Origin of the sequence: Streptomyces sp. NBC_00286, from assembly GCF_036173125.1 — a bacterium.
GTDB lineage: Bacteria > Actinomycetota > Actinomycetes > Streptomycetales > Streptomycetaceae > Streptomyces.
The window spans coordinates 3691364-3717403 of record NZ_CP108054.1; the positions used below are offsets into that span (position 1 = coordinate 3691364).

At 69.5% G+C, this 26040-nt stretch carries 25 protein-coding genes and 1 riboswitch; of the genes, 16 read left to right on the forward strand and 9 right to left on the reverse strand.

Going from position 1 to position 26040, the window contains the following annotated elements; genetic code table 11:
- The first annotated feature begins 70 nt into the window (after window positions 1–70).
- The 8 genes from OHT21_RS16715 (at window position 71) to OHT21_RS16750 (ending at window position 7057) form a co-directional block, all read left to right on the forward strand.
- Complete coding sequence (locus OHT21_RS16715) at window positions 71–622, forward strand: 2-oxo-4-hydroxy-4-carboxy-5-ureidoimidazoline decarboxylase (protein ID WP_328774114.1); 552 nt, start codon at window positions 71–73, stop codon at window positions 620–622.
- Window positions 623–778: 156 nt separating this feature from the next.
- On the forward strand, window positions 779–1159 hold the full coding sequence (gene sdhC, locus OHT21_RS16720) for a succinate dehydrogenase, cytochrome b556 subunit (RefSeq protein WP_328769111.1): 381 nt from the start codon (window positions 779–781) through the stop codon (window positions 1157–1159).
- Window positions 1160–1164: 5 nt separating this feature from the next.
- The gene (locus OHT21_RS16725; RefSeq protein ID WP_328769112.1) at window positions 1165–1656 is read left to right on the forward strand and encodes a succinate dehydrogenase hydrophobic membrane anchor subunit; all 492 of its coding nucleotides are present in this window, start codon (window positions 1165–1167) and stop codon (window positions 1654–1656) included.
- 135 nt (window positions 1657–1791) lie between these two features.
- On the forward strand, window positions 1792–3546 hold the full coding sequence (sdhA, locus tag OHT21_RS16730) for a succinate dehydrogenase flavoprotein subunit (RefSeq protein ID WP_328769113.1): 1755 nt from the start codon (window positions 1792–1794) through the stop codon (window positions 3544–3546).
- Complete coding sequence (locus OHT21_RS16735) at window positions 3546–4319, forward strand: succinate dehydrogenase iron-sulfur subunit (RefSeq protein ID WP_328769114.1); 774 nt, start codon at window positions 3546–3548, stop codon at window positions 4317–4319. Before sdhA ends, OHT21_RS16735 begins: the two co-directional genes overlap by 1 nt.
- A 169-nt stretch (window positions 4320–4488) precedes the next feature.
- Complete coding sequence (locus OHT21_RS16740) at window positions 4489–4992, forward strand: hypothetical protein (protein ID WP_328769115.1); 504 nt, start codon at window positions 4489–4491, stop codon at window positions 4990–4992.
- A gap of 85 nt (window positions 4993–5077) precedes the next feature.
- The gene (locus OHT21_RS16745) at window positions 5078–5872 is read left to right on the forward strand and encodes a hypothetical protein (RefSeq protein WP_328769116.1); all 795 of its coding nucleotides are present in this window, start codon (window positions 5078–5080) and stop codon (window positions 5870–5872) included.
- Between the two features lie 381 nt (window positions 5873–6253).
- Window positions 6254–7057: a TetR/AcrR family transcriptional regulator gene (locus OHT21_RS16750; RefSeq protein ID WP_328769117.1), complete on the forward strand. Its 804-nt coding sequence runs from the start codon at window positions 6254–6256 to the stop codon at window positions 7055–7057.
- A gap of 55 nt (window positions 7058–7112) precedes the next feature.
- Here OHT21_RS16750 and OHT21_RS16755 read toward each other — a convergent pair whose 3' ends face one another.
- Window positions 7113–9563, reverse strand: coding sequence for an MMPL family transporter (locus OHT21_RS16755; RefSeq protein ID WP_328774115.1), 2451 nt, complete (start codon window positions 9561–9563; stop codon window positions 7113–7115).
- A 208-nt stretch (window positions 9564–9771) separates the two neighbouring features.
- On the opposite strand from OHT21_RS16755, the gene OHT21_RS16760 reads away from it, so the two are divergent.
- The gene (locus tag OHT21_RS16760; protein ID WP_328774116.1) at window positions 9772–10461 is read left to right on the forward strand and encodes a response regulator transcription factor; all 690 of its coding nucleotides are present in this window, start codon (window positions 9772–9774) and stop codon (window positions 10459–10461) included.
- Window positions 10458–11936: a sensor histidine kinase gene (locus OHT21_RS16765; protein WP_328769118.1), complete on the forward strand. Its 1479-nt coding sequence runs from the start codon at window positions 10458–10460 to the stop codon at window positions 11934–11936. The genes OHT21_RS16760 and OHT21_RS16765 overlap by 4 nt, the downstream gene beginning before the upstream one ends.
- A 171-nt stretch (window positions 11937–12107) precedes the next feature.
- Here OHT21_RS16765 and OHT21_RS16770 read toward each other — a convergent pair whose 3' ends face one another.
- On the reverse strand, window positions 12108–13481 hold the full coding sequence (locus OHT21_RS16770) for a metallophosphoesterase (RefSeq protein WP_328769119.1): 1374 nt from the start codon (window positions 13479–13481) through the stop codon (window positions 12108–12110).
- Between the two features lie 12 nt (window positions 13482–13493).
- Window positions 13494–13733 (reverse strand): SCO4848 family membrane protein, encoded by a 240-nt coding sequence (locus tag OHT21_RS16775; protein WP_235990082.1) that lies wholly within the window; start codon window positions 13731–13733, stop codon window positions 13494–13496.
- 151 nt (window positions 13734–13884) lie between these two features.
- Here OHT21_RS16775 and OHT21_RS16780 point away from each other — a divergent pair, with 151 nt between their 5' ends.
- Entirely contained in the window at window positions 13885–15204 is a 1320-nt protein-coding gene (locus OHT21_RS16780) for a D-alanyl-D-alanine carboxypeptidase family protein (RefSeq protein WP_328769121.1), read from the forward strand.
- Here OHT21_RS16780 and OHT21_RS16785 read toward each other — a convergent pair.
- The 3 genes from OHT21_RS16785 to OHT21_RS16795 are packed head-to-tail and all read right to left on the reverse strand — an operon-like array spanning window position 15152 to window position 17637.
- Complete coding sequence (locus OHT21_RS16785; protein WP_328769122.1) at window positions 15152–16129, reverse strand: YihY/virulence factor BrkB family protein; 978 nt, start codon at window positions 16127–16129, stop codon at window positions 15152–15154. The genes OHT21_RS16780 and OHT21_RS16785 overlap by 53 nt on opposite strands.
- Before the next feature lie 54 nt (window positions 16130–16183).
- Complete coding sequence (locus OHT21_RS16790) at window positions 16184–17122, reverse strand: decaprenyl-phosphate phosphoribosyltransferase (protein WP_328769123.1); 939 nt, start codon at window positions 17120–17122, stop codon at window positions 16184–16186.
- Window positions 17119–17637, reverse strand: coding sequence for a phosphatase PAP2 family protein (locus tag OHT21_RS16795; RefSeq protein ID WP_328769124.1), 519 nt, complete (start codon window positions 17635–17637; stop codon window positions 17119–17121). Before OHT21_RS16795 ends, OHT21_RS16790 begins: the two co-directional genes overlap by 4 nt.
- Before the next feature lie 142 nt (window positions 17638–17779).
- Between OHT21_RS16795 and OHT21_RS16800 the strand changes: the two genes are divergently transcribed.
- Entirely contained in the window at window positions 17780–19198 is a 1419-nt protein-coding gene (locus OHT21_RS16800; protein ID WP_443050381.1) for an FAD-binding protein, read from the forward strand.
- 52 nt (window positions 19199–19250) lie between these two features.
- Window positions 19251–20006, forward strand: a complete 756-nt coding sequence (locus tag OHT21_RS16805; protein WP_328769126.1) for a decaprenylphospho-beta-D-erythro-pentofuranosid-2-ulose 2-reductase — start codon at window positions 19251–19253, stop codon at window positions 20004–20006.
- 19 nt (window positions 20007–20025) lie between these two features.
- Here OHT21_RS16805 and OHT21_RS16810 read toward each other — a convergent pair whose 3' ends face one another.
- On the reverse strand, window positions 20026–20610 hold the full coding sequence (locus tag OHT21_RS16810) for a 2'-5' RNA ligase family protein (RefSeq protein WP_328769127.1): 585 nt from the start codon (window positions 20608–20610) through the stop codon (window positions 20026–20028).
- Window positions 20611–20804: 194 nt separating this feature from the next.
- The gene (gene trpS / locus OHT21_RS16815; RefSeq protein ID WP_328769129.1) at window positions 20805–21815 is read right to left on the reverse strand and encodes a tryptophan--tRNA ligase; all 1011 of its coding nucleotides are present in this window, start codon (window positions 21813–21815) and stop codon (window positions 20805–20807) included.
- Window positions 21816–21961: 146 nt separating this feature from the next.
- On the opposite strand from trpS, the gene OHT21_RS16820 reads away from it, so the two are divergent.
- The 3 genes from OHT21_RS16820 to OHT21_RS16830 all read left to right on the forward strand — a co-directional run bounded on the left by OHT21_RS16820 (window position 21962) and on the right by OHT21_RS16830 (window position 24325).
- Window positions 21962–22564, forward strand: coding sequence for an RNA polymerase sigma factor (locus tag OHT21_RS16820; protein WP_443050382.1), 603 nt, complete (start codon window positions 21962–21964; stop codon window positions 22562–22564).
- Window positions 22557–23429, forward strand: a complete 873-nt coding sequence (locus OHT21_RS16825) for a hypothetical protein (RefSeq protein WP_328769131.1) — start codon at window positions 22557–22559, stop codon at window positions 23427–23429. Before OHT21_RS16820 ends, OHT21_RS16825 begins: the two co-directional genes overlap by 8 nt.
- Window positions 23430–23599: 170 nt before the next feature.
- Window positions 23600–24325, forward strand: coding sequence for a hypothetical protein (locus tag OHT21_RS16830; protein WP_328769132.1), 726 nt, complete (start codon window positions 23600–23602; stop codon window positions 24323–24325).
- 23 nt (window positions 24326–24348) lie between these two features.
- Here OHT21_RS16830 and OHT21_RS16835 read toward each other — a convergent pair whose 3' ends face one another.
- Window positions 24349–25803: a glycine hydroxymethyltransferase gene (locus tag OHT21_RS16835; RefSeq protein ID WP_328769133.1), complete on the reverse strand. Its 1455-nt coding sequence runs from the start codon at window positions 25801–25803 to the stop codon at window positions 24349–24351.
- 25 nt (window positions 25804–25828) lie between these two features.
- A riboswitch (ZMP/ZTP riboswitch) is annotated at window positions 25829–25917 on the reverse strand.
- Between the last annotated feature and the right edge of the window lie 123 nt (window positions 25918–26040).

The following is a 26040-nucleotide window of genomic DNA, read 5'->3' on the forward strand; positions in this document are numbered from 1 at the left end:
CACTTGATCCACTCCCGTTTCATACGTGAGGCACCCACAGGAGCTTCACCGAACCGCCGAGGAACCCACGCTGCCTTCGCACCGTCCTTCTCGCCACTCCGGGCAGGTCGTCGCCCTACCCGGGCAGACCCGCTCCAGACCGAGTCCCGCAGGCCTGGAGCGGTTCAACGCCGCACCCGCCGACGTGGCCGAACGGGCCCTGCTCGCCTGCTGCGGCAGCCACCGCTGGGCCCGCCGCCTCGCCGCGCACCGCCCGTACCCGGACCTGGCCGCCCTGCTCGCCGCGGCCGACGAGGCGGCGTACGACCTGTCTCCCGCCGACCTCTCCGAGGCCCTGGCCCGCGAGCCCCTCCCGCAGATCCCCGCCGACGCCCAGTCCGTGGCCCATACGGCCCTGAGCGCGGCCCATGCGGCGTACGAGGCCCGCTTCGGCCATGTGTTCATCATCTGCCTCGACGACATGTCCCCCGAGGAAGCTCTCGACCAGGTGCTCGCCGCCATCCGGTCACGTTTGGCGAACGATCCCGAGGAGGAACGTTGCCTCACGGCGGAGGAGCTGCGGGGCCTTGCCAGAGGGCGCTTGTCACGTATGGCCCGTACGGGGGCGCCCCTCCCTCGGTAGCCGGCGACTGCCTTTTGGATCACATCGGGTAGGCCCGCTGTAAGCATCCCGACAGCACGTCGCTACGATGGCCAGGGCCGGTGGACCGTACCCGGCCGGGCCCGACCGACAGCACAAGCCGGCGCGGCCCCGATCCCCGCTCCCGGAGGAAATTCCGTGCCGGCTGGAACGCTGTACCGCGGCCGGGAAGGAATGTGGTCCTGGGTGGCTCATCGAGTCACCGGCGTCCTCATCTTCTTCTTCCTGTTCGTCCACGTGCTGGACACCGCTCTCGTCCGTGTCTCCCCCGAGGACTACGACAACGTCGTAGCCACCTACAAGACGCCGATCGTCGCGCTGCTGGAGTACGGCCTCGTCGCCGCGATCCTCTTTCACGCGCTCAACGGTCTGCGGGTCATCGCCGTCGACTTCTGGTCCAAGGGCCCGCGCTACCAGAAGCAGATGCTCTGGACGGTCATGGGTATCTGGGTCGTGCTGATGATCGGGGCGCTGTACCCGGTTCTCGGCCACGCCGTTCGCGAAGTCTTCGGGAGCTGAGCCTGATGTCCACTACTGAGAAGAGCGCCGCCTCCGGCATCGGCCCCGTCGAAGGCGCGGGCGAGCTGGCGTACAGCGTCGACAACCCGGCGCCGTACATCGAGGCCCCGCGGCAGCGCACCAAGAAGACCCCCAAGTCGACCCGTGGCAACTTCGAGATGGCCGCATGGCTGTTCATGCGGCTGTCCGGCATCGTCCTGGTCGTCCTGGTCATCGGCCACCTGCTGATCCAGCTCGTCCTCGACGGCGGCGTCTCCAAGATCGGCTTCGCCTTCGTGGCCGGCCGCTGGGCCTCGCCCTGGTGGCAGACCTGGGACCTGCTGATGCTGTGGCTGGCGATGCTGCACGGCGCCAACGGTCTGCGTACGGTCATCAACGACTACGCGGAGCGGCCGAACACCCGGCTGTGGCTCAAGGGCCTGCTCTACACCGCCACGGTGTTCACCATCCTGCTGGGCACGCTGGTGATCTTCACCTTCGACCCGAACATCCGCTAGATCCGGGGCCACGAGACTCATGCTGCATCCCCCGGGGACCCAGACATCAGCGGCTGACGCCGCGGGCCCCCGGACCCCCGGCCGAGTCTCGCGCCCCCCGGTCTCCGACAAAGCCCCGCAGTGAGGCGAGACCCCGTGAAGATTCACAAGTACGACACCGTCATTGTCGGCGCGGGTGGCGCCGGCATGCGCGCCGCCATCGAGTCGACGAAGCGCAGCCGGACCGCGGTGCTGACCAAGCTCTACCCGACCCGCTCCCACACCGGCGCCGCGCAGGGCGGTATGGCCGCCGCGCTGGCGAACGTGGAGGAGGACAACTGGGAGTGGCACACCTTCGACACGGTCAAGGGCGGTGACTACCTGGTCGACCAGGACGCCGCCGAGATCCTGGCGAAGGAGGCCATCGACTCGGTCCTCGACCTGGAGAAGATGGGCCTGCCGTTCAACCGCACCCCGAACGGCACGATCGACCAGCGCCGCTTCGGCGGTCACAGCCGCAACCACGGCGAGGCCCCGGTCCGCCGGTCCTGCTACGCGGCCGACCGCACCGGCCACATGATCCTCCAGACGCTGTACCAGAACTGCGTGAAGGAGGGCGTGGAGTTCTTCAACGAGTTCTACGTCCTGGACCAGCTGATCACCGAGGTCGACGGCATCAAGAAGTCGGCGGGCGTGGTCGCGTACGAGCTGGCGACCGGCGAGATCCACATCTTCCAGGCGAAGGCCGTGGTCTACGCGTCCGGCGGCTGCGGCAAGTTCTTCAAGGTGACGTCGAACGCGCACACGCTGACCGGTGACGGCCAGGCCGCCGTGTACCGGCGGGGCATCCCGCTGGAGGACATGGAGTTCTTCCAGTTCCACCCGACCGGCATCTGGCGCATGGGCATCCTGCTGACGGAGGGCGCCCGCGGTGAGGGCGGCATCCTCCGCAACAAGGACGGCGAGCGCTTCATGGAGAAGTACGCGCCGGTCATGAAGGACCTCGCCTCGCGTGACGTCGTCTCGCGGTCCATCTACACGGAGATCCGCGAGGGCCGTGGCTGCGGCCCCGAGGGCGACCATGTCTACCTCGACCTCACGCACCTCCCGCCGGAGCAGCTGGACGCCAAGCTGCCGGACATCACCGAGTTCGCCCGTACGTACCTGGGCATCGAGCCGTACACCGACCCGATCCCGATCCAGCCCACCGCGCACTACGCGATGGGCGGCATCCCGACGAACGTCGAGGGTGAGGTGCTGCTCGACAACACCACGGTCGTGCCGGGTCTGTACGCGGCCGGCGAGGTCGCCTGTGTGTCGGTGCACGGCGCGAACCGGCTGGGCACCAACTCGCTGCTCGACATCAACGTGTTCGGCAAGCGGGCCGGGATCGCCGCGGCGGACTACTCCCAGAAGGCCGAGTTCGTCGAACTGCCGGAGAACCCGGCGGAGTTCGTGATCGGCCAGGTCGAGATGCTGCGCGACTCGACCGGCACCGAGCGGGTGTCCGAGCTGCGCCGCGAGCTCCAGGAGACGATGGACGCCAACGTGATGGTGTTCCGTACGGAGCAGACCATCAAGACGGCGGTCGAGAAGCTCGCCGAGCTGCGTGCCCGCTTCAAGAACGTCTCGGTCCAGGACAAGGGCAAGCGGTTCAACACCGACCTCCTGGAGGCCATCGAGCTGGGCAACCTGCTCGACCTCGCCGAGGTCATGGCCGTCTCCGCGCTGGCCCGCAAGGAGTCGCGCGGCGGTCACTACCGCGAGGACTACCCGAATCGCGACGACGTCAACTTCATGCGCCACACCATGGCGTACCGCGCGGTGGGCGACGACGGCACCGAGTCGATCCGGCTCGACTACAAGCCGGTCGTCCAGACCCGCTACCAGCCGATGGAGCGTAAGTACTGATGGCAACCCCGACCCTCGACAAGGAAGACGCCAAGCCTGAGCCGGGCTTCGCCGACTCCCCGTACATCACGGTCACCTTCCGGATCCGCCGCTTCAACTCGGAGGTCTCCGCGGAGGCGACCTGGGAGGACTTCCAGGTCGAGATCGACCCCAAGGAGCGCGTCCTCGACGCGCTGCACAAGATCAAGTGGGACATGGACGGAACGCTGACGTTCCGCCGCTCCTGTGCGCACGGCATCTGCGGTTCGGACGCCATGCGGATCAACGGCAAGAACCGGCTCGCGTGCAAGACCCTGATCAAGGACATCAGCCCCGAGAAGCCGATCACGGTGGAGCCCATCAAGGGGCTTACGGTCCTGAAGGACCTCGTGGTCGACATGGAGCCGTTCTTCCAGGCGTTCCGCGATGTGATGCCCTTCCTGATCACGAAGGACACCAACGAGCCGACACGTGAGCGTCTGCAGTCCGCCGAGGACCGTGAGCGCTTCGACGACACGACGAAGTGCATCCTGTGCGCCGCTTGCACGTCCTCGTGCCCGGTGTTCTGGAACGACGGCCAGTACTTCGGCCCGGCCGCGATCGTGAACGCCCACCGCTTCATCTTCGACAGCCGTGACGAGGCGGGCGAACAGCGCCTGGAGATCCTCAACGACAAGGACGGCGTGTGGCGTTGCCGTACGACGTTCAACTGCACGGACGCCTGTCCGCGCGGTATCGAGGTCACGAAGGCGATCCAGGAAGTGAAGCGGGCGCTGATCACGCGCCGGTACTGACACCGCCGCTCAACTAGCTCATACCGAAGGGCCGTTCCTCCCGGCGATGGGAGGAACGGCCCTTCGGTATGGCCATGGATTCTTCACACCTGCCACAGTTGGGGCTGGCAGGATGAGGGGCCTGATCGGGTACGACACACAGCGACGCGGACGGAAATCGGGGGACAGCATGACCGAGCCGAATCAGCCGGGAAGCGGCGACGGGAAGGGGGGTTACCAGTGGGGCCCCGGGCCGGCTCCAGGGACGCCGCCCGGTTACGGATATCCCAACCCCGCCCCCGGGTACGGCTACCCCCAGCAGCCGGCGGCTCCGGCGCCGATGGGTGGGGCGCCGCTGATGGCCATCGGGGACATCACGGTGATGAACGACCAGATCGTGACGCCGGCCGGCACCCTCCCGCTGCGCGGCGCGGTGTGGAACGCCACCGACATGTCGCACACCGAGGAGAAGATCCCGACCCACGCCATCATTCTCGCGATCATCTTCTTCATCTTCTGCCTGCTCGGCCTGCTCTTCCTCTTGATGAAGGAGAGGAAGACCACGGGCTACATCCAGGTCACCGTGACGAGCGCGGGCCGACACCACCAGACGATGATCCCGGCCTACGGTCCAGACACCTTCCCGGCGATCATGGGCCAGATCAACTACGCCCGCTCGCTGAGCAACATGTAAGCGCGGCCCGCTCTCGCATCGAGTGCCGGCTCGAAACTCCCTGAAGTTCAGGGCGAGTTGGCAACTCTTGTTACAGACTGGGCCCATGGCACTCCTGAGGAAAGCCGCCGCCGCGCTGTCGGCCGTGGCGGCGGCGTCAACTCTGCTCGCGATACCCCCCACGGCCTCGGCGGCCCCCGCCCCGCACGACAAGCACGGCACGCTCGTACGGGAGAACTTCGACCGCCTCCCCCTCGGCCCGGTCACCGAGGGCCGCGGCTGGACCACCGACGCGGAGGGGGGCACGCTGGCCGTCGCGCCGAGCACCACCGGACACGGCCGCGAACTCCGTATCCGTACGGAGGACAACGGCCGCGCCTTCCTCGTACTCGACGACCTCGCCCTGCCCGGCAACAGCGCTTGGGCCCGCCTCCGCCTGCGCGTGGCCGACTTCCCCACGGCCCCCGACTGGGCCCACTGGACCATCGCGGAGGCCTCCGGCTCCGACTCCCCCACACTGGTCCGCCCGCTCGGCGGCCAGTACGCCCCCACGGACAAGGGCAACTTCTGGGGTGTCGGCTCGGACCTGGGCCCCACCGGCGACTGGACCGCCTGGAAGACCTCCTCCCCCGCAACAGCCGGAAAGTGGCAGTGCGCCGAGTTCCACCTGGACGCCACGGACAACCGAGTCACGGTCTACCTCGACGGCGTCGAACAGCCCGACCTGACGGTCTCCACCAACAACCACGGCGGCACAGACGACGACTTCGTCTTCCCCACCTTCGACAAACTGAAGCTGGGGTGGCAGCTCTACCAGTCCGACCCCACGCCGTCCTCGTACGACGTCCGCCTGGACGACATCGCCGTGAGCACACGACGCGTGGGCGGCTGCGGGTCCTGAGCTGAGCACCGACTCAGGGTCTACGAGGCCCAGCGCCAGAGTGGCTGGACCACCTGGCCCGGCGCCGGAAGAAGGAGGAACCGAAGTGACCAGCTTCCACCCCTGGGACGAGGTCAAGCACGAGGTCTTCGACACCGATGACCTCGAAGACATCGCCGTGGGCGCCCGGCGCATGGTGGCCGAGGCGCACGCACAGACTTGCGGAGATGCGCATGCCCCCCAGGGGGGCGGGGCTGTGACATATACGGCTCCGCCGCGATGGGGGTCCCCCCCGCTCGAGCGGAGCCGAGAGTGGGGGAGCGACCAGCCACAACGTACCCGCAGCCGCCAACGAAACCTCCTTCAACCGCACCCCTAGCGGAGCGCCTAGGCTCTGGTGTCGTGCCAGCAGCGAAAGACAGTACGAGTGCGGATGGGTCCGCGGGCTCACAGGAACCGCGCCCATCCCGTACGCCCGCCAAGAGCGAGCAGACGCGTGCCCTCATCCTCGAGACGGCGATGCGGCTGTTCCGGGAGCGGGGTTACGACAAGACGACGATGCGGGCCATCGCCAAGGAGGCCGGGGTCTCCGTCGGGAACGCGTACTACTACTTCGCCGGCAAGGAGCATCTGATCCAGGGCTTCTACGACCGGATCGGCGCCGAACACCAGGTGGCGGTCCGGGCGATCCTGGAGAGTGAGACGGGGCTGGAGGCCCGGTTCGCCGGGATTCTCAAGGCGTGGCTGGACGTGGCCGAGCCGTACCACGAGTTCGCGGTGCAGTTCTTCAAGAACGCCGCCGACCCCGACAGCCCGCTCAGCCCCTTCTCCCCGGAGTCGGAGCACGCGCGCGTGCAGGCGATCGGCGTCTGCCGAGAGGTACTGAGCGGCTCCAAGGCCAAGGTTCCGGCCGAACTGCGGGACATCCTCCCCGAGTTGCTGTGGCTCTCCCAGATGGGGCTCGTCCTGTACTGGGTCTTCGACCGCACCGAAGGCCGCGAACGCAGCTACCGTCTCGCCGAACGCGGCGCCCGCCTCACCGCCCTGGGCATCTCCCTGGCCCGCTTCCGCACCCTGCGGCCCCTGGTCCGCGAGGTGCACGAACTGTTCACGGACTTCCTGCCGGGCATGACGAACGCACTGCCCGATCCGAAGAATCCGAAGAAGAAGCCCGCCCAGGACACGACGAAGAGGCCCAATCCGTAAGGGTCTTGGGCCTCCTCGCCGAGCACATGAACGGGCGACCAGCGGTCAGTAGCGGTCAGTTCACCGCGTCCACCTCGTCCTCCGCCAGCTCCACGTCGTACACCAGCGCACCGTCTCCCACCGTCACATGGCGGGCCAGCGCGGCATGCCCGGCAGCCATGGCCGACAGGAGGTACGAACCCGGCCCGGGCACCGAGACGATGTACGAGCCGTCGGCCAGGGACGTCACCCGGTCCAGCCGGAGGCCACCACCCTGGGAGTGCAGGGTCAGTACGGCGCCCTCGACCGGCTCCCCGTCAGCGCCGCGCACGAAGCCGTGGACCACGGTGGAGTGCGCCTCGTCGTCGGGCACGCGCGCGTGGGGCACGTTTTCGACAGCCCCAGTGGCCCCGCCGACCTCGACTGCCTCCTCCCGCGGCTCCACCGCAAGGTGCGGCAGCCGCTTCTCCAGCCAGTCCGGCAGCCACCAGTTGGAGTTCCCCAGGAGGTGCATCGCGGCCGGCACCAGTGCCGTACGCAGGATGAACGCGTCGAGCGCGACCGCCGCGGCCAGCCCGATGCCCGCCATCGCGCCCTCCATGTCACCGCTGAGCACGAAGGCCGAGAAGACGCAGATCATGATCAGGGCGGCGCAGTTGATGACCCGGCTGGTCTCGGCGAGGCCGACCCGGACCGCCCGCGCGTTGTCCTTGGTGTGCACCCACTCCTCGTGCATACGGCTCACCAGGAACACCTGGTAGTCCATCGACAACCCGAAGAGCAGCGACAGCATGATGACCGGCAGGAAGGCGGTGATCGGCCCCTCCTTGCCGACGCCGAGGAGTTCGGTACCCCAGCCCCACTGGAAGATCGCCACCAGCACACCGAAGGACGCTGCCGCCGCGATCAGGTTCATCAGGGCGGCCGTCAGCGGCACCACCAGAGAGCGGAAGGCCACAAGGAGGAGCAGGAAACCGAGCGTGATGATCGCCGCGATGAAGTACGGCAGCCGCTCGCCGGTCACCGACGCGAAGTCCTTGAAGATGGCGGTCACTCCGCCCACATGGGCCTCGGTCCCGGACTCCGGGATCGCATCTTCCCGCAGCCGGTCGATCAGCTGGTCCGTCTGCTCGGACTGCGGTGACGTGGTCGGCACGACCTGGATCACCGTGATGCCCTGGGCGGGCGGCGCGGCGGCGACCTGCGCGACACCCTCCGTCTCGCGGATCGCCGTGACGAGCGCGTCCGTGTCGCCGCGTTCCGCGACCACCTGGAGCGGGCCGTTGAAGCCGGGCCCGAAGCCCTCGGCGAGCAGGTCGTACGCCTGTCGTGTGGTCGTCGACTCCTGGTGGTTGCCCTGGTCGGTGGCGCCGAGCCGAAGCGACAGGACGGGCAGCGCGAGGATCACCATCGCGACCAGTGCCGTGACGGCGACCGCGCGCGGGCGCCGCTCGACGAACGCGGACCAGCGTGCGGCGAGGCCGCTGGCCTCCTCGGACTCCGGTCCCGCGGCGGCGAGCCGGCGCCGCTGCCTGCGGCTGAGGACACGCATACCGAGCAGTCCCAGGAGCGCGGGCAGCAGGGTCGTCGCGGCCAGGACGCTCAGGACGACCGTCAGCGAGGTCGCGATGACCACGCCGTCCAGGAAGCGCATGTTCATCACCAGCATTCCGGCCAGCGCGATGCACACCGTGCCGCCCGCGAACAGCACCGCCCGGCCCGAGGTGTTGAGGGCCGTGACGGCCGCCTCCTCGGGTTTCATCCCGCGCAGGATGCCCTTCCGGTGCCGCGTCACGATGAACAGCGCGTAGTCGATGCCGACGCCGAGGCCGATCAACGAGCCGAGCAGCGGCGCGACTTCGGGTACGTCGGTGACATGGCTGAGCAGCGAGGTCGCCATCAGCCCGGTGCCGAGCGCCGCGATCGCGACGACGAGCGGCAGCAGCATCGAGAAGAACGAGCCGAAGGCGACGAAGAGGACCACGGCCGCGGCCACGATGCCGACCAGCTCGGCGATGCCGGTGGGCGGCTCCTGGACGCGGGTGATCGCCTGACCGCCCAGCTCCACCTGGAGACCGGCGCGTTCGGCGTTCTGCGCCGTGTCGACGACGTCCTCGACGAGTTCCTTGGGCACGCTGTTCGCCTGCTCGGTGAAGGTCACCTGGGCGTAGGCGATGCGCCCGTTCTCACTGATCTGTGCGGCGCCCTGGGCGGCGTACGGGCTGCTGACCTCGCCGACGCCCTCCATGCGCCCGATCTCCTCGAGCGCGGGCTCGATCCGGGAGCGTACGGACTCGTCCCGTACCGTCCCGTCATCGACCTTCCACACCACCGTGTCGGTGTCGCCCGAACTCTGCGGGAAGGCCTTCTCCATCAGGTCGTACGCGCGTGTGGAGTCCGTGTTCGGGAGGGAGAAGCTGTTCGCGTAGTCCGTGCCCGCGGCGGAACCCGCGAAGCCCACGCCGAACAAGGCCCCCACCCACAGCAACAGGACCACCAGCCGGTGCCGATAGCACCACCGAGCCAATGTCGCCACGCCTCAACGCTCCTTAGTCGTCGGTCGGTTGGTCCCCCAGGTCCTGCGGCTCAGCATCGACGGCGGGACGCGGGCGTGGACACGGCAGGGCCATGACTCTCAAGGAACTCCAAAGTGCGCGACGGCCCCGATGTCAGTGCCCCGGCCGATACTGGGGGACATGACGGCTCACATGGGGCACGAGGGGGAGACCGGGGACATGAGCGCGTACGACGGAGCGACCGTCCTGGTCGTCGAGGACGAGCCGAGCATCGCCGACGTCCTGGCCATCGCCCTGCGCTACCACCGCTTCGAGGTGATGACGGCGGGCACCGTCCGCCAGGCCCTCAGCCTCGCGGAGCGCACGCGCCCCGACGCCGCACTCCTCGATGTGATGCTGCCGGACGGCGACGGCCGGGCGCTGGGCCGCGAACTGCGAGAGCGCCAGCCCGAACTGGCGCTGGTGTTCCTGACGGCGCGGGACGCGCCCGCGGAGATCGTCGGCGCGCTCGGCTTCGGCGACGACTACATCACCAAGCCGTTCAACATCGACGAGGTCGTCGCCCGGATCACCGCGGTCCTGCGCCGCACCCGCCCCGCCGACGTCCTGCCCCAGCGCCCGCCGCTGTGCTACGGCGACCTGGAGCTGGACGAGACGACGTACTCCGTGCACCGCGCGGGCCGCTCGGTGGAGCTCACCCCGACCGAGTACGCACTGCTGCGCTTCCTGGTGCGCAACGAGGGGCGGATCGTACCCAAGGACCAACTCCTGCGCCACGTCTGGCAGTACGAGCACTCGGCCGAGTCGACCGTCGTGGAGACGTACATCAGCTATCTGCGGCGCAAGCTCGACGTCCTCGGCGCTCCCGTGATCACGACCCGCCGGGGCGTGGGATATGGGCTCGCATGACGATCCGGCGCCGTTGTGGCAGGGGCATCCACTCGCTGCGCGGCCAGCTGACGCTGGCGAACGTGGCGTTGCTGGCACTGGGCATCGTCGTGGCGACCGTAGTGAGCCTGATGGCCATGCGGACCTACCTGCTGGACAGCGTCGATACGCAACTGATGGCGACCCGCGAATCGATCGGTGACTCCAAACTCACGCTCAAACAGGTCGACTCGCTGAGCGCCCTGGCCGCCGTACGCGCCCGGGTCTCGCCCACACCCTCCGACAAGGACGCGGACGCCGACTCGTGGGTGCAGGACGGCATCTTCGTAGCGGTGGACGATCAAGGACGTCCCACGCCCATCGGCCCCTTCCAGCCCACCGAAATCCAGCGCGCGCTCGCCGCAGCGGTGGACGATCCGGCCGCCCTCACCGTCGACGAGGAGGCGCACGACCTCAAACTGGACGACACCCCCTACCGGGTCACCGCCGCGCCCCTCGCCGACGGCACCACGGTGCTGATGGCCAGGTCGACCGGCTCCGTGCACGAGGTGATCCGCAAGGCGGTCGCACTCGACTTCTTCGTGGGCGCCCTGCTGCTCGCGCTGCTCTGCGTGCTGACGATGCTCAGTGTGCGGCGCCGGATGCGGCCCCTGGAGGACATGGTGGAGACCTCGTCGGCGATAGCCGAGGGGGATCTGACCCGCCGGGTGCCCTCCAGCCGGCATCCCACCGAGGAGGTCGAGCAGTTGCGGCTCGCCCTCAACTCGATGCTGCACCAGGTCGAGTCCGCGTACCGCACGCGCGAGCGCAGTGCGGCCCAGTTGCGCCGTTTCGTCGCGGACGCCTCGCACGAGCTGCGTACGCCGCTGTCGGCGATCCGCGGCTATCTCCAGCTGTACGACAAGGGGATGCTGCGCGATCCGGAGCAGCGCAAACGGGCCTGGGACCGGATGAACGGCGAGGCCGACCGTATGGGCCGCCTCGTCGACGAGCTGCTCACCCTGGCGCGCCTGGACCAGCAGCCCGAACTGCGCTTCAAGAACGTCGACTTGAGCCGTCTCGTGCGCGACGCCGCCGAGGACTTGCGGGCCCAGCAGCCCGACCGGCCGGTGAAGGTGGACGCCGACGGCGCCCTGCTCGTCCAGGCCGACGAGTCAGGCCTGCGGCAGGTCCTCGGCAACCTCGTCGGCAACGTACGCACGCACACGCCCGCCGACATACCGGCCACCCTCGCTCTGGAACGCCAGGACGGGACCGTACGACTGCGTGTCGCGGACGAGGGACCGGGGCTGGCGGAGGAGGACGCGGCGCGGATCTTCGACCGGTTCTTCCGGGCGGGCGGCGGCGCGGGCAGCGGCCTGGGCATGGCGATCGTGCAGGGCGTGGTGACCGCACACGGGGGCGAGGTCGCGGTACGGACGGCTCCGGGCAAGGGGCTGGCGGTGACGGTGACACTGCCGGGCCGGACACGCGGCGATGGCTCATTGGGTGGCTGACGGGTTTCGGGGAAATGCGCTGCAGTACAGCGCCCCGTAAGGGGCGCGGGGCCGTGTCGATATGCGGCTCCGCCGCGATGGGGGTCCCCCCGCTCGAGCCTGTTCGAGAGTGGGGGAGCGACCAGCCCCCACCGGGCCCGCAGGTTCACCACCGTGCTTCCAGCGGAGCGCTTACGCCTGCCTGGACGCCAGTTCCACGACCGTGATGTCCGACGGCGCGCCCACCCGTGTCGGCGGCCCCCATGCGCCGGCGCCCCGGGAGACGTACAACTGCGTGTCGCCGTAGCGTTCCAGGCCCGCGACGGTCGGGTTGGCGAGTGCCGCGACGAAGTTGCCGGGCCAGAGCTGGCCGCCGTGTGAGTGGCCGGAGAGCTGGAGGTCCACACCGTGGTCCACGGCGTCGTGGATCTGCACCGGCTGATGGGCGAGCAGCACGCACGCGCGTGCCCGGTCGCGGTCGCCGAGCGCCTTCTCGAAGTCGGGCCCCTGCCCCTCGTCCTCACCCGACACGTCGTTGACACCGGCGAGGTCGAAGCCGCGCAGCTCCGTGCGCACGTTCTCCATCGGCGTGATCCCCAGTTCGCGTACGTGCTCGACCCACTGCTCGACACCGGAGAAGTACTCGTGATTGCCGGTGACGAAGTACGAGCCGTGCCGCGCCTTCAGCTGGGCGAGCGGCGCGGCGGCGGGCCCGAGGTCCTTCACGGAGCCGTCGACGAGATCGCCCACGACCGCGATGAGGTCGGGCTGCGTCGAGTTGACGGTGTCGACGACCCGCTGGCAGAACCCGGGCCCGAGCACCGGCCCCAGGTGTACGTCACTGACCACGGCGATCCGGAACCCGTGCGCGCTGCGCGGCAGTTTGGCCAGCGGCACGGTCACCCGCTTCACCTTCGGCCCGCGCAGCACGCCGTACGTCCCGTATCCGACCGTCCCCAACGCGGCGGCGGCAGCGGCGCCACCGACCACACGGGAGACGAAGAGACGCCGGGAGGGCCCGCTGACCGCCGCTCCGGACGTGGTGGCATCGGGCGTGCCCGCGGCACCCGAACCGCCGTCAGAAGCGCCCTCAGCCTCGCCGTCACCCTCTCCAACGGAAACGGGCGCCGTCGGTCCGGAGCCGGGCTGCCCCGCGCCCGCCTCCACCACGGCATCGGGCGCGGCGACCGCCACCGGCTCGCGCTCGCCCACCACGTCCGGTGCCTCAGATGTCTCGGGCGCTGAACGCCGCTCGACAAGCCGCCGTACGAGGGGCCGTGCGGCCTCTCCCACGAGCAACGCGAGCAGGAGATAGAGCACGATCGCAAGCCACAGGAACCCCGGCCAGCCCAGCACCTGTTGGAGCCAGAACGGAGCCCCGCCCCGCTCGGCGGTCATCGCCGCGACGAAGAGCAGCGGACCGGAGATGAACACGGCCGCGCCCGCGCGCCGGGCGAGCCCCGGCCCGGTAGTCGTGTCGCGCACCAGACGGCGCCACATGTACCAGTGCATGACGCCGAAGAGGGCCAGCACCACCAGAATGACGAGCACAAAGACGATGACCACGCGGAGCTCCCGTTATGACGTGCGGTGAATGGCGCGAACTCCGCGCAACCCGATGAACCCGACGACCGTCCCAAGGACAAAGGAGATAACGGCGAGCGTCAGATGCACCCAGAAGTACCCGGTCGGCTCGCCGTCTTCGAAGGCGAGCCCACTCCCGTCCGCCACCAGGTTCTTGACGAAAGTGATCCAGATGACCCAGCTCCACACCCCGAAGGCGAGCAGGAACCAGGAGACGGGACGGCTGAGCTTCATACGTTCAGTATCGCTGCCGTCGAGCGGTGACCGCGTCCGGGGTGAGGAGACCCACAGCGGAGTGGGCCGCGGTGGAGAGGACCTCCGTGGTGAGGGCGGCAGTGGAAAGGGCGGTGCGACTTCCCGTCCGGGGACAGGTACGTTCTCGTCCGTGTCCGCCATGAAAAAGACCACCAAGTCCTCCTTGCTGGTCACTTCCGCCACCTTGTTGACCTTGTCGCTCACCACGACCGCGATCGCCACCGGGCCCGCCGTCGCGGACGGAACGCCGACACCGAGTCAGAAGGGGACTCCGAAGGCCACTGCCTCGCCGAGCGCCACACCCCCGGCGGACATGTCGACCGTGGGCGGCGCCCAACTCGGCAAGGCGGGCACCCAGGTGAACCTCGGCACCGGCGCCCCGGTGCTGCCGAAGGACCTGAGCGCACGCTCCTGGGTCGTCGCGGACGCCGAGTCCGGCGATGTGCTGGCCGCGCACAACGCGCACTGGCGGCTGGCCCCGGCGAGCACCCTGAAGATGCTGTTCGCAGACACGCTGCTGCCGAAGTTCAGCCAGCGTGAGGAGAAGCACAAGGTCGTGCCCTCCGATCTGGCGGGCATCGGTCCCGGCTCCAGCGTGGTCGGCATCAAGGAGGACGAGACATACACGGTCCAGGACCTCTGGCGCGGCGTCTTCCTCGCCTCCGGCAACGACGCCGTACGCGTCCTGTCCGCGATGAACGGGGGCGTCGACAAGACGGTCCAGGACATGAACGCGCACGCCGAGGAGCTCCAGGCCCGCGACACACACGTGGTCAGCCCGGACGGCTACGACGAGGTGGGGCAGGTGTCATCGGCGTACGACCTCACCCTCATCGCCCGCTCGGGACTGCAGAAGAAGGACTTCCGGGAGTACGCCTCTACCGTGCGCGCCAAGTTCCCCGGCGAGACGAAGAAGGACAAGAAGGGCAAGACGACCCGCAAGTCCTTCGAGATCCAGAACACCAACCGACTGCTGACGGGCGCGGGCGGCCTCGGCGTCTACAAGGGCATAGCGGGCGTGAAGAACGGCAACACCTCGAACGCGGGCTCCACCTTCACCGGGGTCGCCGAACGTGACGGCAAAGTGCTGCTCGTCACGGTCATGAACCCCCAGAAGGAGGAGAACAACGAGGTCTACAAGGAGACCGCTCGCCTTCTGGACTGGGGTTTCCAGGCGGCGGACAAGGTGCAGCCGGTGGGTGAGCTGGTGCCGCCGAGGAGCGCGGACACGGGTACGGGAGCGCAGCCGGACGCGGAGGCATCCGGGGAGGCGGGCGGCTCCGGTGACGGCAGCCCCGTCGCCGCCTCGGCTCAGGAAGCCGGGTCGGGCGGCATCGGTGTCGCGCTGGGGATCACCGGGGGTGTGCTCGTACTCCTCGCGGGCGGGGCGTTCCTCGTCAACCGCCGCTGGCCGCTGCCCGACCTGGTGCGCCGCCGGCCGCGCCCCTGACGTCCGCCGCTTCGGTGCCCCCGGAGGAGTCGCCTGAGGCGTCGTCGGAGGAGCCGTCTGCGGGAGCGTCCAGGGACTCGTTCTTCCGCGTCGCCGTCCAGGCGGCGCAGAAGAGCACCAGTTTCGCGGTGAAGTTGATCCACAGCAGCAGTGCTACGGGCACCCCGAAGGCGCCGTACATGCTCTTCGAGGCGACGCCACTGATGTAGCCGCTGAGCAGCAGCTTCAGCAGCTCGAAACCGGCGGCGCCGATCAGTGCGGCGGTGAACAGCCGACGGCGGGTCGGCTCGACACCGGGCAGCAGCGTCAGGACGTACAGCAGGAGCAGGAAGTCGGCGAGGACGGCGATGGCGAACGCGGCGACCTGCAGCAGCGCGCTGCCCCAGCCGGCCTCGTCGATGCCGAGTTGCCGGGCGGTCCAGCCGACCATCGTCGCCGCGACGGCGGAGGTGACGATCGTGACGAGCACGGCGCCGCCGAGACCGACGAGGACCCCGGCGTCCTTGGCCTTGCGCAGTACGGGGTTCTCATCGGGCTCTGGGAGCTCCCACACCGCCCTGAGGCACTCGCGCATGGAGCCGACCCAGCCGATGCCGATGAACAGCAGCAGGGCGCCCGCGATGACGCCGACGGTGCCGGCGTTGTTCACCAGGCTGCCGATGTCCAACTGGTCGGAGATCCCGGGGATCTGCTCGGCGATCTTGTCCTCGAGCTCCCGCTGCCCCTTCTCGTCGAGGGTCGCGGCGGCCACCGCGGCGGCGACGGTGATCAGCGGGAAGAGCGAGACGAAGCTGATGAACGTCATCGCGGCGGCGAGCCGTGTCCACTTCACGCGGTCCAGGCGTTCGTACGAGCGCCACGCGTGCGTGGCCATCAGTCGCGTGACGACCGGCCCGACGCCGGGGAGCCTTTTCAGCCAGTCCATGATCCGAACCTGCCCCCTATGCCGATGCCCAATGTCCGGGTACCCCAATTGCGCTCACCAGTCGGCCACCTCCAGGGCGTACATCCCGAGCCACGCCCCGCCGATCAGAGCGAGCGGGCTGTCGCGCAGCACGACCTCCTCGGGCTCGCCCGCGGTGCCACGGTCGGCGAAAACGGCGTACCGGAGGACGGCGAGAACGAAGGCGACCACCGAGAGCTGTCTCCAGGGCAGCACACCGGTGTGCGGCAGGCCACCCTCCTCCAGGGCCCACAGGCAATAGCCGAGAACGGCGACACCGGCCGCGAGCTGCCAGACGAATCGGAGGTAGCCGGTCGTGTACTCGGTGAGCAACGCGCGCGTGGCACCCGCTTTTCCGGCCATCTGCACGGCTTCGGAGTACCGCTTGGCGGCGACCACGAACAGCGCTCCGAAGCCCGTGGTGATCAGAAACCAGCGCGACAGCGGGATGCCGAGCGCGACCCCGCCGATCATCGCGCGCATCAGGAACCCGGTGGTCACCACGACAAGATCGACGACGAGGACGTGCTTGAGGCTGACGCAGTACGCCAGTTGCATGCCCAGGTAGGCGATCAGCAGCGCCGAGGTGACCGGGGAGCACAGGAACGCGGCGGCGGCCGGGGCGACGACGGCGAGGGCGGCCCCGACGGCGTACGCGACCGGTACGGGCACGTGGCCGGCGGCGACCGGACGATGGCGCTTGACCGGATGGGCGCGATCGGCGTCGACGTCCTCTGCATCGTTGATCAGGTACACGGCGGCGGCGCAGGCGGTGAACAGCACGAAGCAGAGCGCGACTTGCGTGAGCGCGTGACGCGAGAAGAGTTCGCCGGCGGCGGCCGGAGCGGCGACCACAAGGACGTTTTTGACCCACTGTCTGGGACGGGCGGCCCAAAACAGGCCCCTTAGGAGGCCGATTTTCTGCGGGCCCGGCTGTGGCTGAGACGCGCCCTCCAGGAGAGCCGTTTCCGTCATGGCCGCCTCCTGCTGTGCGCGAGGCGGGGCGTCAGCATCCAACGGGAGCCGAGCCGGGCGGTGAACGCACCGAGGACCGCTCCGGCCGCCACATCCGAGGGGAAGTGGACGCCGGCGACCAGCCGCGAGACGCACATCGCGGCCGCCAGCGGCGGCACCGGACGCGCGCCCAGTGCTCCGTAGGCGACGGCCGCCGCCGCTGCCGAGGTGGCGTGCACGCTTGGGAAGGAGTGCCGGCCGACGGTACGGACCAGGGGCTCGACATGCCCGGGGCGCGGTCGGCGCACAAGGCGCTTCGCGCCCATGCCGACCAGGTGCGCACCGGCGGTCAGGGCCGTGCCGCGCAGCCAGGCACCACGCCGCTCTCGGTCCACGGCCGCGCCCAGGAGCCCGGCCACGAGCCATAGCGCACCATGCTCTCCCGCCCGGGACAGGGCGCGGGCAGCAGCCGCGACGCGCGGGTCCGTACCGCAGCCGTGGAGGGCGGAGAGAAGCCGTCGGTCAAGGTCGTCCATGCCGATCCACTGTTCACGGCGAGCATCCAAGAACTCCGGCGATATTTGACGACATACCATTAATCACCCGTTTCGGCGAGAGTATTGACCCTTCGGATGTCTCCTGACCAAGCGCCCATATATGGGCGATACGGTCACCGGTATGCCCGCCGATTCCACGTCCACTGTCGCCTCTGCCTCGTCCGCCGTCCCATCTGCATCCGCCTCCGTCGCCGATGTCGCCCCCGTGCCCGTCACAGGGTGGGGCCGCACCGCCCCCACGGCCGCCCGCCTGATCCGCCCTCGTACGTACGAGGAGGCCGCGGCGGCCGTCCGGGCGTGCGGGGCCCGTGGGGGCATCGCACGGGGGCTTGGACGGGCGTACGGGGACGCGGCGCAGAACGCGGGCGGGGCCGTGTTCGACATGACGGGCCTTGACCGGATCCACGCGATCGACGCGGACGGCGGGACGGTCCTGTGCGACGCCGGAGTCAGTCTGCACCGGCTGATGCAGGTCCTGCTGCCGCTGGGCTGGTTCGTGCCGGTGACGCCCGGGACCCGTTATGTGACGGTCGGCGGGGCGATCGGCGCCGACCTCCACGGCAAGAACCACCATGTGTCCGGGTCGTTCACCCGCCATGTGCGCGCCCTGGAACTGCTCACCGCCGACGGCGAGATCCGTACGGTGGGCCGCGGCACCCCTCTCTTCGACGCCACCGCGGGCGGCATGGGCCTGACGGGCGTCGTCCTCGCGGCGACGGTGCGGCTCCAGCCCGTGGAGACCTCCTTGATGTCGGTCGACACGGAACGCGCCAAGGACTTGGACGACTTGATGGCCCGCCTCACGGCCACCGACCACCGCTACCGCTATTCGGTCGCCTGGATCGATCTGCTCGGCCGCGGTACGTCGCTGGGGCGCTCGGTACTGACACGCGGGGACCACGCTCCTGTCGACGCACTGCCCGCACGCGCGCGTAGAGACCCACTCGCGTTCCGCCCTGCTCGCTTCTCCGCCGCCCCGTCCTTCGTCCCCGACGGCTTGCTCGGCCGCACGACGGTCGGCCTCTTCAATGAACTCTGGTACCGGAAGGCGCCACGCGCGCGTGCCGGTGAACTGCAGAGGATCTCCGCGTTCTTCCACCCCCTGGACGGTGTGCCGCACTGGAACCGCCTCTACGGGAAGAGCGGTTTCGTGCAGTACCAGTTCGTCGTCGGCTACGGCCAGGAGGGCGCCCTGCGGCGGATCGTGCACCGGATCTCGCGGCGCCGCTGCCCGTCGTTCCTCGCCGTGCTGAAGCGCTTCGGGGAGGGCGATCCGGGCTGGCTGTCCTTCCCGGTGCCCGGCTGGACGCTCGCCCTGGACCTCCCCGCGCACCTGCCGGGACTCGGCGCCTTCCTGGACGAGCTGGACGAGGAGGTCGCGGCGGCCGGCGGACGCGTCTACCTCGCGAAGGACGCACGGCTGCGGCCCGAGCTGTTCGCCGCGATGTATCCACGGCTCGATGAATTCCGGGCGCTGCGGGCGGAGTTGGACCCGGCCGGGGTGTTCACGTCGGATCTGTCGCGGCGCCTCGGGCTGTGAGCCGTACACGGAGTCCGGTTTTCCAACCCACTTCTACAGGAGCTCGATTTCCATGAAGGACGCCTTCGGAGCCCCCCAGTCCCTGCTCATCCTCGGCGGCACATCCGAGATCGCGCTCGCCACCGCGCGCCGTCTGATCGCCCGCCGCACCCGCACAGTGTGGCTCGCGGGCCGCCCCTCACCCGCCCTGGAGTCGGCCGCTTCCGGGCTGCGCGACCTCGGCGCCGACGTACGTACCGTCGCCTTCGACGCGCTCGACTCCGCCTCCCACGAGTCCGCGCTCGGCCCGGTCTTCGGCGAGGGCGACATCGACCTGGTGCTGCTCGCGTTCGGCGTCCTGGGCGACCAGGCGCGCGACGAGAACGAGCCCGGTGCGGCCGTACGCGTCGCCCAGACCAACTACACCGGCGCGGTCTCGTCCGGCCTGATCTGCGCCAAGGCCCTCCAGGCCCAGGGGCACGGCTCCTTGGTGGTGCTCTCCTCGGTCGCCGGAGAACGCGCCCGCCGCGCCAACTTCATCTACGGCTCCAGCAAGGCGGGCCTCGACGCCTTCGCCCAGGGCCTGGGCGACGCGCTGCACGGCACGGGTGTCCACGTCATGGTCGTACGCCCCGGATTCGTACGCTCCCGTATGACGGCCGGCCTCCCGGAGACCCCTCTCGCGACGACTCCGGAGGCGGTGGCGACCGCGATCGAGGTGGGCCTGCGTCGACGCTCCGAGACGGTGTGGGTGCCGGGGTCGCTGCGCCTGGTGATGTCGGCGCTGCGGCATGCGCCGAGGGCGGTGGCCAGGCGACTTCCGGTGTAGTCGCCGCGTGCGGTCGGCCTCAGCGTGTGGGCAAGGTGGTGTCGTTCTGCGTGGGCGCGCTCGCCTGCGGAGGCACCACCGCTCCCCCGAACACGAAGTCACGGAGCCTGCGCCACACCCCGTCGGCACCCTGCTCGTAGAGCGCGAAACCGGTGCACGGCCACTGGGCCTCGTACTCGGACAACTCCTCGTACGCCCGGTCCATGGCCTCGTCGTCGATGCCGTGCGCGACCGTCACATGCGGGTGGTACGGGAACTGCAGTTCGCGTGCCACGGGGCCGGAAGCGTCCCGGACCTGCTTCTGCAGCCACGTACAGGCCTCGGCCCCCTCAACGACCTGCACGTACACGACGGGCGACAGCGGGCGGAAGGTTCCTGTGCCGCTCAGTCGCATCGGGAAGGGGCGCCCGGCGGCCGCGACCTCGACGAGATGCGCCTCGATCGCGGGCAGCGCCGAGTCGTCGACCTCCGTCGGCGGCAGCAGCGTGACATGGGTGGGGATGCCGGTAGCGGCGGCGTCGCCGAAGCCCGCGCGCCGCTCCTGGAGCAGGCTGCCGTGTGGCTCCGGGACCGCGATCGACACACCGATCGTTACGGTCCCCACGTCGTCTCCTGTCGTTGTGCTTGCTGTTGTGCTTGCTGTTGTGCTTGCCGTTGTGGTGGTGCTTGCCCTGGTCTATCGGGTCTTCAGGATGCTTCTGGCGGGCAGGGGTGGCCACTCGTCGTGTGTGTTCCCTGTTTCCGTACGGCTTACGACTGTACGGCCGTCGGGCCCGATCCCGGGTGTCAGTGCCTCGGTCAGTGCTTGGCGGGCAGGAAGCCCACCTTCTCGTACGCCTGGGAGAGCGTCTCCGCGGCGACGGCACGCGCCTTCTCCGCACCCTTGGCCAGGATCGAGTCGAGCGTCTCCGGGTCATCCAGATACTGCTGCGTACGCTCCCGGAACGGCGTCACGAAGTCGACCATGACCTCGGCCAGGTCCGTCTTGAGCGCACCGTAGCCCTTGCCTACGTACTTCTGCTCCAGTTCCGCGATACCGGCTCCGGTGAGGGTGGAGTAGATGCTCAGCAGGTTGCTGATGCCGGGTTTGTTCGCGGCGTCGTAGCGGATCTCCGTGCCGGTGTCGGTGACCGCGCTCTTGACCTTCTTGGCGGTCGCCTTGGGCTCGTCGAGGAGGTTGATGAGGCCCTTCGGGGTCGACGCCGACTTGCTCATCTTGATCGACGGGTCCTGGAGATCGTAGATCTTCGCCGTCTCCTTGAGGATGTGCGGCGCCGGGACCGTGAACGTCTGCCCGAAGCGGCCGTTGAAGCGCTCGGCGAGGTCGCGTGTGAGCTCGATGTGCTGCCTCTGGTCCTCGCCGACCGGCACCTCGTTGGCCTGGTACAGCAGGATGTCCGCGACCTGGAGGATCGGGTACGTGAACAGGCCCACGGAGGCCCGGTCTGCGCCCTGCCTGGAGGACTTGTCCTTGAACTGGGTCATACGGGATGCCTCGCCGAACCCGGTGAGGCAGTTCATGATCCAGGCGAGCTGGGCGTGCTCGGGGACATGGCTCTGGACGAAGAGCGTGCACCGCTCCGGGTCGAGCCCGGCGGCCAGCAGCTGGGCGGCGGCGAGCCGGGTGTTGGAGCGCAGCTCGGCGGGGTCCTGCGGAAGAGTGATCGCATGCAGGTCGACGACCGTGTAGAACGCGTCGTGGGTCTCCTGCAGGGCCACCCACTGGCGGACGGCGCCGAGGTAATTGCCGAGGTGGAACGAGCCCGCGGTGGGCTGAATTCCGGAAAGCACGCGGAGAGGACGCTGCATGGCGGAGCCATTCCCCTGAGGGTGGTGGTGGGAGACGGGCGGGCGGTCAGAGGCCATGGCGCCCATTCTCGCAGGTGTCGGGAGTCGCTCCGGAACTGGTCGGAAACAGATGGGAACCGATCCGTCTCCGGCGGTGTAACAAGAGTGTGAGGACGCGGGAGGGGGGCCGCATCGTCGATGAGGCCGCGGTGATCGCACGTGTACGCGACGGAGAGCCGGAGGCGTATGCGGAGCTGGTGCGTGCCCATACGGGCATCGCACTCAGAGCGGCCGCGGCACTGGGCGCGGGTGCGGACGCGGAGGACGTGGTGCAGCAGGCCTTCTTCAAGGCGTACTGCACCTTGGGGCGCTTTCGGGACGGCGCGGCATTCAGACCGTGGCTGCTCTCGATCGTCGCCAATGAGACGAGGAACACAGTGCGGACGGCGGTGCGCCAGCGCACGGTCGTGGGGCGTGAGGCCGCGCTGGCGGAGGCTGAGCCGGTAATACCGGAGTCGGCGGACCCGGCGGTCGCGGCACTGGAGGTCGAGCGCCGGGCGGCGCTGCTGGCCGCCCTGGACCGGCTGAGCGAGGAGCACCGGCTGGTCGTCACGTACCGCTATCTGCTGGAGATGGACGAGCCGGAGACTGCCCAGGCCCTGGGCTGGCCACGTGGGACGGTCAAGTCCCGGCTCAATCGCGCCTTGCGCAAGCTGCAGCGACTGCTGCCGGATTTCCAGCCCCGGGAAGGAGGTGATGAGCATGAGTGAGTCGTACGAGCACGGGGGCGCGGAGTCCCCGGGTGGTCGTGCCCCCGACGAGCCGGGGCGTGCGCGCCGGAACGCGGACCGGCTGCCCGAGGAACTGCGTGCGCTCGGACGGTCGCTGGATCCGCCGGGCGCGAGCGGGACCGAGTCGATGGTCGAGCGGGTGCTGGGGCAGATACTGGCCGAGCAGGTGCCGGTCCCGGTGGCCGAGCCATCGAGATCGGCTACGCGAATCCGGTCGGCTCGGCGATGGGCGCGGCAGCGCTGGCGTTCGCTGACCGCCGCGCTGTGCGGACTGCTGACGGTGCTCGTGCTCACGCCTCCGGTGCGGGCGGCGGTCGTGGACTGGTTCGGCTTCGGCGGCGTCGAGGTGCGGTACGAGCCGTCGGGGCCGCACGCTTCTGCGTCTCCGGTGCCGGGCTGCGAGCAGGGCCTGACCGTGGCCGGAGCTGCCCGGAGAGCGGGGTTCGAGCCGTTGCTGCCAAGGGAGTTGGGGCACCCGTCGGCGGCACAGGTGTCGGCTGACCGCCGGGTCCTGTCGCTGTGCTGGGACACCGGGGACGGTGAGGTGATACGGCTCGACCAGTTCCGGGCGACGCTCTCTCCGCTGTTCTGGAAGTCGACGACGGTGCCGTACGAGCCGGTCACGGTGAACGGCGACTCGAGTCTGTGGTTCGCCGAGCCGCACCGCCTCGAGCTCGCCCTGGTCGACGCCGGCGGCCACGAGTACGCCAGAACGGTCCGCACGGCGGGGCCGACGCTGCTGTGGCAGCACCACGGGGCGGAGCAGGCGGAGCAGCGGACCCTGCGGCTCGAGGGTGTGGAGTCGCGGGAGCGGGCGGTGGCTGTTGCGGAGTCCGTGGATTAAGGGCAGTGAGTCAAGGCCGTGGAGCAGGGGCCGTGTGGTGCGAGCCCATGGAGCAGGCGTCGTGAAGTGGTCGGAAGTCGTGCGGGCCGAGTGGGAACCTCGGCGGGTCGAGCGGTGTACCAGAAGTGACAGGGTGCGGACGGGCCGCATCCGGGATCGACGGGGGACCGATGCGCAGGGTTCGTGAACTGACGGCGGCAGCCGGGGCGTTGACGGTGGGGGTCGCTCTGGTACTGACAGGGGCGTCGACCGCGGTGGCGGGCGGGCCGACGAGTGTGCTGCTCGTATCGCCCGCCAGCGGGGAGACGGCGTCGCTGTACAACAACGACGAGGAATACATGCGCCTCAGGGACCTGCTCCCCCAGGAGGGCGGCGACCTCGAGAAGTTGCAGGAGAAGCGGCCGGACCCCAATTCCATAGGCGGCCGGATCAACATCACGTGGATGATCCATGACGTCAGTCCCTGGCGGGTGGACATGGTGCACCCTGACGTGACCGGCTCCCGGAGCATCTGGATCTCCACGCAGATCGCAGCAGGGCCTGAAGCGGCGCAGCCACCGAGGGAGATCTGGCACAAGTCGGAGAGGCCCGACGAGCTCCGGTCCCTGCTCACCGACCTCGGCGTCATGAGCAAACACCCGGAGGGGTCAAACCCGGATTCAGGGCCGCAGGAAGAGTCGGACGACACATCGGCCGCGGTGCCGCCCGACGCCGCCAGGAAGACTCCGGTGACTACGGCCGCCGCAGGGGCGGACGACGGAACCGACTGGTGGTGGGCGATACCGGGTCTGGCAGCGGGCCTGGCCCTGGGCTCCGGCGGCGGCCTCCTGATACGCCGTGCACAGCACGACTCCGGGCCACCGCGGGAACCACGACAGGAACTGATCGATTTGTGAGACGAGCAGTCGCCTCCCTGGCGTCAGCCCAGGTCGATCTCCGGGTACAGCGGGAAGCCGGCCACCAGGTCCGTGGCCCGGCGGGAGATCTCGTCCGCGATCTTCGGGTCGAGCACATGCTGGGCCTTGGAGGGGGTGCCCTTCGCGGTCGTGCCGGGCTCCGCGGTCGTGAGGACCCGGTCGATCAGGCCGGCGACCTCGTCCATCTCGGCGGTGCCCAGGCCACGCGTGGTGAGGGCGGGGGTGCCGATGCGGATGCCAGAGGTGTACCAAGCGCCGTTGGGGTCGGCAGGGATGGCATTGCGGTTGGTGACGATGCCCGAGTCGAGCAAGGCGGTCTCGGCCTGGCGGCCGGTGAGGCCGTACGAGGTGGCGACATCGATCAGGTTGAGGTGGTTGTCCGTGCCGCCCGTGACGAGGGTGGCGCCCCGGCGCATCAGGCCCTCGGCGAGTGCACGGGAGTTGTCGACGACGGCCTGGGCGTAGTCGCGGAACTCGGGGCGGCGGGCCTCGGCGAGCGCGACGGCCTTGGCGGCCATGACATGAGGAAGAGGGCCGCCGAGCACCATGGGGCAGCCGCGGTCGACCTGGTCCTTGAGGGAGTCGTCGCACAGGACCATGCCGCCGCGCGGGCCACGCAGCGACTTATGGGTGGTGGTCGTGACGATCTGGGCGTGCGGCACGGGATCGAAGTCGCCGGTGAGGACCTTGCCGGCGACGAGGCCCGCGAAGTGCGCCATGTCGACCATCAGCGTCGCGCCGACCTCGTCGGCGATCTCCCGCATGATGCGGAAGTTCACGAGACGGGGGTAGGCGGAATAGCCGGCCACGATGATCAGGGGCTTGAACTCACGAGCGGAGGTGCGCAGGGCCTCATAGTCGATGAGGCCGGTGGCGGGGTCGGTGCCATAGGAGCGCTGGTCGAACATCTTGCCGGAGATGTTCGGGCGGAAGCCGTGGGTGAGGTGGCCGCCGGCGTCCAGGGACATGCCGAGCATGCGCTGGTTACCGAAGGCCTGCCGGAGCTCGGCCCAGTCGGCCTCGGAGAGGTCGTTGACGTTGCGGACACCGGCCTTCACAAGCGCCGGGGCCTCCACGCGGTCGGCGAGGACCGCCCAGAAGGCAACGAGGTTGGCGTCGATGCCGGAGTGCGGCTGGGCGTAGGCGTGCTGGGCGCCGAAGAGTTCGCGGGCGTGCTCGGCGGCGAGGGCTTCGACGGTGTCGACGTTGCGGCAGCCGGCGTAGAAGCGGCGGCCGATGGTGCCCTCGGCGTACTTGTCGCTGAACCAGTTGCCCATGGCCAGCAGGGTGGCCGGGGAGGCGTAGTTCTCGGAGGCGATCAGCTTGAGCATCTCGCGCTGGTCGGCGACCTCCTGGCCGATGGCGTCGGCGACCCGAGGCTCGACGGCGCGGATCACTTCGAGGGCGCTGCGGAAGGCGGTGGTTTCGGTGGAGAGGGGCGCAGACTTGTCGGACATGAGGGACCTCCGGACGTGGCGTTCACGGTTCGGCCCAGGCGCACGGCACTTGTTCGTCACGGGCCGCTCCCCGATGGTCGGTCCCATCCCAGCGCGCCAGTCACGGCCCGCCGATCAGCCTACCGGGCCCGCCCGTCGCCATATCCCCGAGTCCACCATGCGAGCGATGATGCGAGGCGGACGCGAGCGACGATGGGAAGGGGCCGCAAACCCGCCCAGGTACCCCGGATACCCCGG